We start from the raw sequence: 10516 nt of genomic DNA, 5'->3' as shown, positions 1-10516 counted from the left end.
AGATGCAACTAAATTTGGTTTGCAATACAAACTAAATGATGCAGATGCTAAAATGATTCAGTTTACTCAAGCGCCAGCAACAAACGAAACAACCGAAACTAATGAAGCAACTGCTCAACCTTCTGGCGGTCAGGCAGCAGGTGAAAGCGCAGCTCAGAACTCATCATCTATGACCTTAGTTGCTGATCAAGGAGCAGCAGCTTTAACTGAAATCAATCCAACTCCTACAGTAGGAAACATTAATGTAGCTACAGTAACTTTATCTAAACTTAAATTAGGAGTTAACAAAATTGAGTTTAGCGTTCCGACTGGTAAAGTTGCTCCGATGATTGGTAATATGTACTTAACTTCATCTACTGATAACCAAAATAAAGTTTATGATGATATCTTTGGTAATAGCGTAACTACAAATGATGCTTCAACTTCAGTAACTGTTGATCTTCTAAAAGGTTATGGTTTAGCAGCTGATAGATCAATACACTTTCGTCAATTTATGGGTCTAACAAGAACTGGTGCTAAAGCAAGTTCACAACAAAATGACACCACTTATTTAGTTGGATATATTGGTGGTAACTTTCCTCGTCGAGTTGAGGTTACTGGAGCTATTAATAATACTCCAGCAAACAATAATGATGCTAGAACAATTACCGTATATGTAAATGCTCCAGCTAGTGGTGATTATTACATTAGTGGTTCTTATCTAACAGCAAGAGATAGAGGATTAAAATTCTCAACTGGAACAGATACTAATAATGTTGTTACAATTACTGGATTAAAACAAAACAACTGAACAACATTAGGAACATTTGATACTGCTAATACTGCTAATGAAAATAATGATATCACTCTTGTTGGTAATCAAAGTACTTTAATGTTACAAGCAGGGTTAAATAAAATTATTATTGCAGGTGGAACTGAAGATCAAACTAATGCTCCATATATAGGTAATTTAACCTTTACTTTAAAGAGCACGCAAACTGAAACTGATACCAATTCTAGTAAATCTGATTAAAAACATTTCTAAAGAATTAAGGAAAACAAATAAAATACTTATATTTAAATAGGACGCTAAGTTAGTTAATTCAATTTATATTAAAACATCAACATTGACATGAGATTGAAAGAAATTCAATTCTCATGTTTTTTTATTTAATAAACTTTTGTAATTATTTTAATTTTCTGAATAAAAGCTAAAAAACGTCAAAACCCTCTATTTCTAGAAGAAGAAGAAGAAGAAGAAGAAGAAGAAGAAGAAGCTCTTATACGTTTCATGTTAAAACGAACACTTATTAGGCGAAAATAATGGCGATTTATTATTTATTGAACTTTATATATTTTTTAGTTAAGAATTTACTGTCTTAAGTAAATTCATAAGTTTACTTTAAGTGAAAAGAAAAAACATATTAAAGTTTATTAGTTTATTAGGTGTTGGTTCATTTGTTACGTTGGCGATTGCAAGCTGTGGTCAAACAACCAATCCTGCTCCTAAGCCACCAGGAAAGGAACCTGAGGATCCTTCAAAACCTTCTAATCCTGGCGATGATCAAGCTAAACAATTAGCAGATGCTAAGATGGCCTTATCAGATTTATTAAAAACTCAGAGCGTTAATCTTGCAATGTACGCTGATTACGCTAAATATCAAACTACTTTAGAAAAAGCGTATGTAACCGCTAAAGCAACTTCGGATAAAGCAAACGTAACATTAGATGAAGTTAAAATTGCAACATCAACATTAGATAATGCAATTAAAACAGCTTCGACTGATAAGAAAGCCTTTGATGACGCTAATGCCGAGTTGGTTACTGCATACAAAGAGTTGAAAAGCAATGTAAATAACAAAGATAAAAATCTAATGGGATTAGATTCAACTCAATATAGTGCAATTAGAACTAATTTAGAAGGTTACTATACTACAGGAGCTGATGTTGTTAAAAATACATTAGTACCAGTTGAAGGTATGAGTCCTACTAAGGATGAAGTAACTAACTTAAATACAAATATTAATGCTTCTGTCGTCGATCTAGGTTCTAGAAAAGAAAATGCTGATATGTATTTTAATAAATTTGGCAAAAAAGTATTAGTAAAAAGCGGCGTAGTTGCACCAAAACCTATGATGGCTGATGGAGTACAAACAGAGCATGCAGCTCCTACAGATAATTCGCAGCCAGTAAACTATAGCTTTGTAGGTTATAGTGTTGATGTTAATGCCTCAAGTTCAACACCGCCTGCATGAGACTACGTTAAAAGAACTATATTTAATATTAATGGTACTTTAGTTGATAATCAAAATGGTGATGCTAATACAGCTCCGTTAACTGATGTATCATGAATATATAGTTTAAATAATGGCAGTAAATATACTGTATCATTCACTTACTACGGACCTACAACTGCTTATTTATACTTTCCTTATAAGTTAGTTCAAAGTTCTCAAAGTACGACTGTTGGTTTAAATTATTCATTAAACGGTACAGAAGCGAAACCTGTAGAATTTGCAGCTCCAACAACAATGAATCCTGAAGGAATAGATTCTCCTGCTGGTACAACGCAAACAACTCCAGAAATGACAACTCCTGCAACTACTACAACAACAGCAATCTTACACCAACAGTTGATACTATTAATGTAGCTAAAGTAATCCTAACTAATCTTAAGTTTGGTGAAAACACAATTGATTTCACTGTTCCAGCTCAAAAAGTAGCTCCTATGTTTGGTAACTTTTACATTACTGCATCAGAAGATAATTTTGATAAAGTTAATGATGACATTTTTGGCAACAAAACTACTAAATCAGAAAAATCAACTTCAGTAACTGTTGACCTATTAAAAGGTTACAATCTAGCTGCTGACTATTCAACATTCTTTGCTAAATACACTGGTGTAACTTTAGATGATAAGAATTCTGGTGATTACTATTTAGTTGGTTTTATTGGAAGCAATAATAAAAGAACTTATAGTGGTACAGGAACACAGATGACTACACCTCTAAATACAGGTGATAGCAGAAATCTTATAATTTATGTAAATGCTCCTACAGAAGGTAAATATTATGTGAGTGGAATTTACACAACTGGTTCGAATAGAGCATTAAGATTATGAGCTAATAAAGAAGATAACTTTATGCAATTTGTTAACTTAAATTCTGGATCTGGAAATACACTAAAAACATTTACTACAAATATGACAGATTCAAGAATAACAAATCAAACTATATCTTTAAATAAAGGTTCAAATAAAGTTGTTATTAGAAGCACAGATAACGGTCAAGCTCCAAACCTAGGTAACTTGACATTCACATTGATGAAACCTGCAACTCCAAGTGCTTAATAAGAAAATAAAAATTATCAACAAACGCTAAGTTAGTTAAATAAAATTATTAAAGTGAAAACATCAGTAACAAAATGCTGATGTTTTTATTTTTGGTTAAAAAGATAAAACGGTTAAAACCCTTTGTTTCTAGAAGAAGAAGAAGAAGAAGAAGAAGAAGAAGAAGAAGAAGAAGCTCTTATACGTTTCATGTTAAAACGAACACTTTTTACGCGAAAATAATGGCGATTTATTATTTATTGAACTTTATATATTTTTAATTCAAGAATTTGTAGTTATATACAAGTTCCAATTTTAACTTTAGTGAAAAGAAAAAACATATTAAAGTTTATTAGTTTATTAGGTATTGGTTCATTTGTTAGTTTAGCAGTTGCAAGTTGTGGTCAAGTTGCTACACCAAATCCTGAACCACCTAAACCTGTTGAGCCTTCTAATCCAACAAATCCTAATGATGATGCAGCCAAACAATTAGCTGATGCTAAAAGTAAATTAAGTCAATTGATTAGTTCAAAAGATGTAGACATTGCAAAATATGATGATTATGCAAAGATTAAAGCAACATTAACAGCTGCATACGAAACAGCACAATCAGTTTCAAATAAAAGTGATGCAACCTTAATGAATGTTCAAAGTGCTACAACAACTTTAGAATCTGCCATTAAATCTGCCGCTAAAGCTAAAACAGATTTTGATGATATGCATGGTGATTTAGTTACTGCATACAATGAATTAAAAACAACTTTAAAAAGTAAAGAAACAATTTTATCTCAATTAAGTGACACTAAATATAGTGCAATTAATAAACATTTAGTGGGATTGTATGATGATGGCCAAAAATTTTTAACAGCAACATTAGATCCAACTGATGGAATGATTCCTGAAGTTAATGATGTAACATCTGCAAATACAGCAATTACAAGCGTAATTGAAAATCTTACTGAATGAAAAACAAACGCAGACATGTTATCTGATAATTTTTTAAAAAAGACGTTAGATAAAGAGAAATGAACAAATGATACGAGGTCTCAACCTGCAAATTATAGTTTTGTAGGATACAGTAAAGACATAACTAATTCAAATTATAATTTTGCTAAAAGAATCGTTTGAAAACCCCAAGGGAACAGCGGAACTTCATATGTAGCGTTAGAAAATCAAGATAATTTAACAGACGTATCATGAATTTACAGTTTAGCTGGAGAAGGTACTAAATACACTTTAGAATTTACTTACTATGGTCCAACTACTGCTTACTTATATTTCCCTTATAAATTGGTAAAAAACGAAGATGCAACTAAATTTGGTTTGCAATACAAACTAAATGATGCAGATGCTAAAATGATTCAGTTTACTCAAGCGCCAGCAACAAACGAAACAACCGGAACTAATGAAGCAACTGCTCAACCTTCTGGCGTTCAGGCAGCAGGTGAGGGCTCAGCTCAGAGCTCATCATCTATGACCTTAGTTGCTGATCAAGAAACTGCAGCTACAACTGAAATGAATCCAACTCCTACTGTAGGTGATATTAATGTAGCTAAAGTAACTTTATCTAATCTGAAATTCGGATCTAACAAAATTGAATTTAGCGTTCCAGCCGATAAAGTTACTCCGATGATTGGTAATATGTACTTAACTTCATCTGCTGATAACCAAAATAAAGTTTATGATGATATTTTTGGTAACACTTTAAATAAACAAAATAAATCAACCTCTGTTAGCGTTGATTTATTAAGAGGTTATAGTCTTGCGGCTGATCACTCAACATTTTTTTATCGATTTATGAGTTCGAATAATTCAAATGAAATGCAGGAAAATGCTTATACTTATTTAGTTGGATTTATTGGTGGTAGTAATCCTCGTAATGCTAATAATGTATCTACTCTAGTTAGAAATCCTTCAACTACAGGAGCGACAAGAACGCTTACAATATATGTAAATGCTCCAGAAAATGGTCAATATTATGTTAAAGGTTCATATCTTACATCAAATAATAGAGGATTAAAATTCTCAACTGGAGATGCAACAAATAGCTCGGTAACAATAACTGTTACAGGAAAAAATAATTGAAACACATTAGGTAATTTTGACACTGATAAAGGTGTTGATATACAAAAAACTGGATCTTCTAGTGATGCAGAGCAAAATGCAACAAATACAATAAAATTAAATAAAGGTTTAAATAAAATTGTTATAGCTGGATCAGATTCAGGTGAAGACGCTCCATATATTGGAAACTTAACATTTACCCTTACTAGCAAATCTAGTACTTAAACCGTTACTAATTAATAAATAAAATGGGCTGCTAAGTTAGTTAATTAAAATTATTCAAAACACCAGATCAAACTGGTGTTTTTTTATGTTAAGTTAATAAGTAATAAAAAATAATAACTATTTTTTTTGAACAAACGCCAAAAAAGCTTAAAATCCTTTATTTCTAGAAGAAGAAGAAGAAGAAGAAGAAGAAGAAGAAGAAGAAGAAGAAGAAGAAGAAGCTCTTATCCGTTTTAGGGTAAAACCAACACTTTTTAAGCGAAAATAATGACGATTTATTATTTATTGAACTTTATATATTTTTTTAGTTAAGAATTTGTGTTTCTTCACAAGTTCGAATTTTAACTTTAAGTGAAAAAAAACATATTAAAGTTTATTAGTTTATTGGGTATTGGTTCGTTTGTTACGTTAGCTGCTGCAAGCTGTAGTAAAGCTGTAACATCTAACCCCGGAAACCCTAGCAACCCTGATAAGCCTAACAACCCTGATACTGGCAATACTAACCCTGGTGGTGACACAGACGCTAAACAGTTAGCTGATGCTAAAGCTTCTTTAAACACATTACTTGGAAGTCAAAGCACAAATGTAGCATTATATGAAGATTATGCAAAAATTAAAGATACTTTATCTAGCGCATACGCTTCAGCACAAACAACTGCAAATAATGCTAATGCAACCTTAAAAGACGTTAATGATGCTAAAGCAGCTTTACAAACGGCAATTAGTGATGCTGCTAATGCAAAAACTGAATTTGATAAAGCTAATTTAGGATTAGTTAGTGCATATGCAAAATTAAAAGAAACATTAAAATCTGAAACTACAAATTTAGATGGTTTATCTCAAGATAATTATTCAGCAATTAAGGCTAATCTAGTTTCTCTATATAATAAAGCTAAAGATTTTACAACAGTAACATTAGATCCAACAAGTGGAATGATTCCTAAGGTTGATGAAATAACAAGTGCAAATACTGCTATTACACAAGCAGTTTCAGCAATTGATTCTCAAAAAACCAATGCTGATACAGCAGCTACTACTTTTATTAAAGAAAAATTAGATTCAGCTAAATTAACACCTGGTACTACAGCTGAAGGTCAACAAGCTGCTAGTCAACAACCAGGGAACTATAGCTTTGTTGGTTTTAGTAATGATGTAACTACTGGTAGAACAGGATCGCAAGAACAAGATCTACCAAGCTGAAATTTTGCAAAAAGAAAAGTTTGAACGACTGAGGGTTTAAGTGCAGGACAAACTCAATTAGTAAGTTCGGAAACTCCTCTTACAGATGTATCATGAATATATAGCTTAACTGGTGCTGGTTCAAAGTATACATTAACCTTTACTTATTACGGTCCATCTACCGCTTATTTATACTTCCCTTATAAGTTGGTTCAATCTAGTGATTCGAATAAAATCGGTCTTCAATATAAATTAAATAATAGTGAAACCTTAGTTCCTATCACATTTGGTAATGAAACGAACGACAGTGGTGCAACTCCAGCAATTGATGATATAAAAGTAGAAAAAGTAACATTATCTAATTTAAATTTTGGTGATAATACAATTGAATTCAGTGTTGCTACCGAAGAAAACAAAGTAGCGCCAATGATTGGTAATATGTATTTAACTTCATCAACTAATAATGTTGATAAAATATACGATAGTATTTTTGGTAATACTACGACAACTCAAGATAATTCATCAAAATCTGTAACAGTAGATCTATTAAAAGGTTATAGTCTTGCTTCAGGTTGATCAACGTATGTAGGTAGATTTATGAATTTAACTAGTGAAGGTCAACAATTAAGCGCGCCTGTTTACTTAGTAGGATTCATCGGAGGCAATAATCCGCGTTCAACTAATAATCCAAGCAATCCTGTAGTTGTATACCCTTCAACAAGGGGAAAATCAAGAACATTTACAATTTATGTAAATGCTCCAATTCAAGGACAATATTTTATTAGTGGTTCATATATTTCAGGAGCGCAAAAACCAAGAGGATTAGAATTCTCAACAACCGGAAGCAATAATACTCTTAGCTTTAGTAATTTGAAACAAAGTGATTGAACTACATTAGGAACTTTTGATTCTAATACTACTGCAACCGAAACTAGTGGAAATACAAATAAAACCTTAACTTTAAGTAAAGGTCTTAATAAGATTACAATTAAAGGTTCTGGCGCTGACGATGCTCCATTTATAGGAAATTTAAAATTTACATTAAGTAGTCAAACACCTAGTGCTAATGTAGGTGAAAGTGGACAAAGATAAACAAACATCAATAAGCGCTAAGTTAGTTAAATAAAATTATTCAAAACACCAGGATAATCTGGTGTTTTTTTATTTATATTTTCTTTATCAAATACTTAATCAAAATCTAGAAAAATTAATTAATATTTTTTGAATAGACATTAAAAACGTTCAAAACCCTTTATTTCTAGAAGAAGAAGAAGAAGAAGAAGAAGAAGAAGAAGCTCCTATACGTTTTAGGGTAAAACTAACACTTTTTAGGCGAAAATAATTGCGATTTATTATTTATTGAACTTTATATATTTTTTTAGTTAAGAATTTGTGCTTTTACAAGTTCTATTTTAACTTTAAGTGAAAAGAAAAAACATATTAAAGTTTATTAGTTTATTAGGTGTTGGTTCGTTTGTTACGTTAGCGGTTGCAAGTTGTGGTCAAGTTGCTACTCCTAACCCTGAAGAACCAAAACCAACTAATCCTACACAACCAGACAAACCTGAAGATGATGCCGCTAAGCAATTAGCTGCCGCAAAAGCAGAATTAAATACATTAATCAGCTCACAACAGGCTAAAGTTAGTTTATATGAAGACTATGCTAAAATTCAAGATACATTAACTAAAGCATATGCAGCTGCACAAGCTGTTTTAGATAAGACTGATTCAACAGCTCAAAATCTAAAACACGCTAAAACAACTTTAGAAACTGCAATTAGTGCTGCTGATACTGCTAAGACTGAATTTAATAAAACTCATGAAGCATTAGTAACATCATATACGGAATTAAAAACTAACTTAAGTAAGCAAGATGAAACTCTAGCTCCATTTGCTGAACCTCAATTTGAACGTATTAAAAACCACTTAACAGCATTATATACTGCTGGTACAGCTGTTGCAAAAATGAAATTACAATCAGCAGATGGAACAGCGCTTGATGCTAAGAAAGTAACAGATGCTAATAAAGCTATTGTAGATGCGACTGCTTCTGAGTTATTAATGAATCAAAAGAATAACGCTAATGATTTAGGTACTAAGTTTGTAAAACAAATACTTTCTAAGAGTGGTGTTTTAAATAATGAAAATGCAGCAGTTGAACAACATGCACAACCTGTAAACTATAGTTTTGTGGGTTATAGTGTTGATCTTAATGGTACAGATACTAGCATGGCGCCATCTTGAAACTATACTAAGAGAACCGTTCTAACTGTAGCTGGTGCTTTAGTTGAAAATCAAAATGGTGAAAATGGTAACAAACCATTAACTGATGTATCTTGAGTTTATAGTCTTGGTACTGGTAATAAGTACAGCTTAAAATTCAGTTACTTTGGTCCTTCAACCGGTTACTTATACTTTCCTTATAAATTAGTTAAAGCTGATCAAGCTAGCAAAATTGGATTAGAATACTCATTAAATGGTGGTTCAAAAACGGCTGTTCAATTTGCAGCTCCAGTTCAAGCTTCAAGCATGCCTGACGCTACTGGTGAAACTCATACAATGCCAACTGAAACTACAACAACTACATCTGCAAATTCTGATATGATTAATCCTGCACCAGCAGTTGATGATATTAAGGTTGCTAAGGTAATGTTGTCAGAACTTAAATTTGGTGAAAATACAATCGAATTTACAGTTCCTGATGAAAAAGTTGCGCCGATGTTTGGTAACTTCTACTTAACATCAAACGCTAAGAATTCTGAAATGGTTTACGATGATATTTTTGGTAACTCATTAAGTAATGGTACAGTAACTGTTGATGTACTAAAGGGTTATAACCTGGCATCTGATTATTCAACATACTTTGCTCAATACAAAAACATGACGGTTGATGGCGAAAACTTAGGCGATCACTACCTAATTGGATTTATTGGTGGTAGAAATAATAGATCTTGAAGCGGTGATGGAACAGCTATGAATAGCCCAGTTCATAGCGGTGATAATCGTACATTTACATTATTCGTAAACGCTCCACAAAATGGTGATTACTATGTTGGTGGTGTATATAGAACAGGTTCTAATAGAGCTTTAAAATTATGAACAACCTCTAGAGCAGAAAATTTTGTTCAGTTTGTTAACTTAAATTCTGGAACAAACGCTCCATTAAAAACTTTTGATAGTGAAACATTAAATGTAGCTAATGTTTCAAATGAAAAAAGAACTATAAAACTAACCAAAGGTTTAAATAAAATAATTTTAGGTGGTATTAGTGATCACGAAGCTCCAAATTTAGGAAACTTAACATTCACGTTAATGCCTGCTTCAGAAAACAAAGAATAATAGGATGATATGCTAAGTTAGTTAAATAAAATTATTAAATAGAACATCAGTAACGATAGTTGCTGGTGTTTTTATTTTGGTTTAAAGAACAAAAAACGCCAAAACCCTTTATTTCTAGAAGAAGAATAAGAATAAGAAGAAGCTCTTATGGGAACGAAGCTAATTTTGTGTAATCTGGATTTTTTCGAACTTTTAGTTTTTCTTAAGTAAGTTCGGAAATACATCCATTAACTCTTCATATATTCTATATCAATTTCTCAGTCTATTACTTTTCTGATTTAGTTTTTTGTACCTTGGGTTGTAACCAAAATGTACATAAAGGTCTAATAACAGTTGGTTTATGTTATTAAAAGACTTTTTAGCAGCTAGGAAACTACCAATTACTGAATTATAGTTTTCAAC

At 31.8% G+C, this 10516-nt stretch carries 3 protein-coding genes and 3 pseudogenes; 5 read left to right on the top strand and 1 reads right to left on the bottom strand.

Annotated features, from left to right (window positions below; translation table 4 throughout):
• The 5 genes and pseudogenes from P690_RS0102450 to P690_RS0102420 form a co-directional block, all read left to right on the top strand.
• Nucleotides 1-1012, top strand: a pseudogene (locus P690_RS0102450) (hypothetical protein); the annotation flags it as partial.
• A gap of 373 nt (nt 1013-1385) precedes the next feature.
• Nucleotides 1386-3328 (top strand): annotated as a pseudogene (locus tag P690_RS04005) (hypothetical protein).
• A 303-nt stretch (nt 3329-3631) separates the two neighbouring features.
• A complete protein-coding gene (locus P690_RS0102435; protein ID WP_027122201.1) occupies nt 3632-5596 on the top strand; it encodes an FIVAR domain-containing protein in 1965 nt (654 codons plus the stop codon).
• 351 nt (nt 5597-5947) lie between these two features.
• Nucleotides 5948-7867, top strand: coding sequence for an FIVAR domain-containing protein (locus tag P690_RS0102430; RefSeq protein ID WP_036459581.1), 1920 nt, complete (start codon nt 5948-5950; stop codon nt 7865-7867).
• A gap of 330 nt (nt 7868-8197) precedes the next feature.
• The gene (locus P690_RS0102420) at nt 8198-10114 is read left to right on the top strand and encodes an FIVAR domain-containing protein (RefSeq protein ID WP_027122198.1); all 1917 of its coding nucleotides are present in this window, start codon (nt 8198-8200) and stop codon (nt 10112-10114) included.
• Between the two features lie 192 nt (nt 10115-10306).
• On the opposite strand, the pseudogene P690_RS0102415 reads toward P690_RS0102420, so the two are convergent.
• Nucleotides 10307-10516, bottom strand: a pseudogene (locus P690_RS0102415) (IS256 family transposase); the annotation flags it as partial.

It is taken from the genome of Mycoplasma imitans ATCC 51306 (assembly GCF_000518305.1).
In the GTDB taxonomy this organism is placed as follows: Bacteria; Bacillota_I; Bacilli_A; order Mycoplasmatales; family Mycoplasmoidaceae; genus Mycoplasmoides; species Mycoplasmoides imitans.
This window is presented reverse-complemented; position numbering and strand designations above follow the sequence as displayed.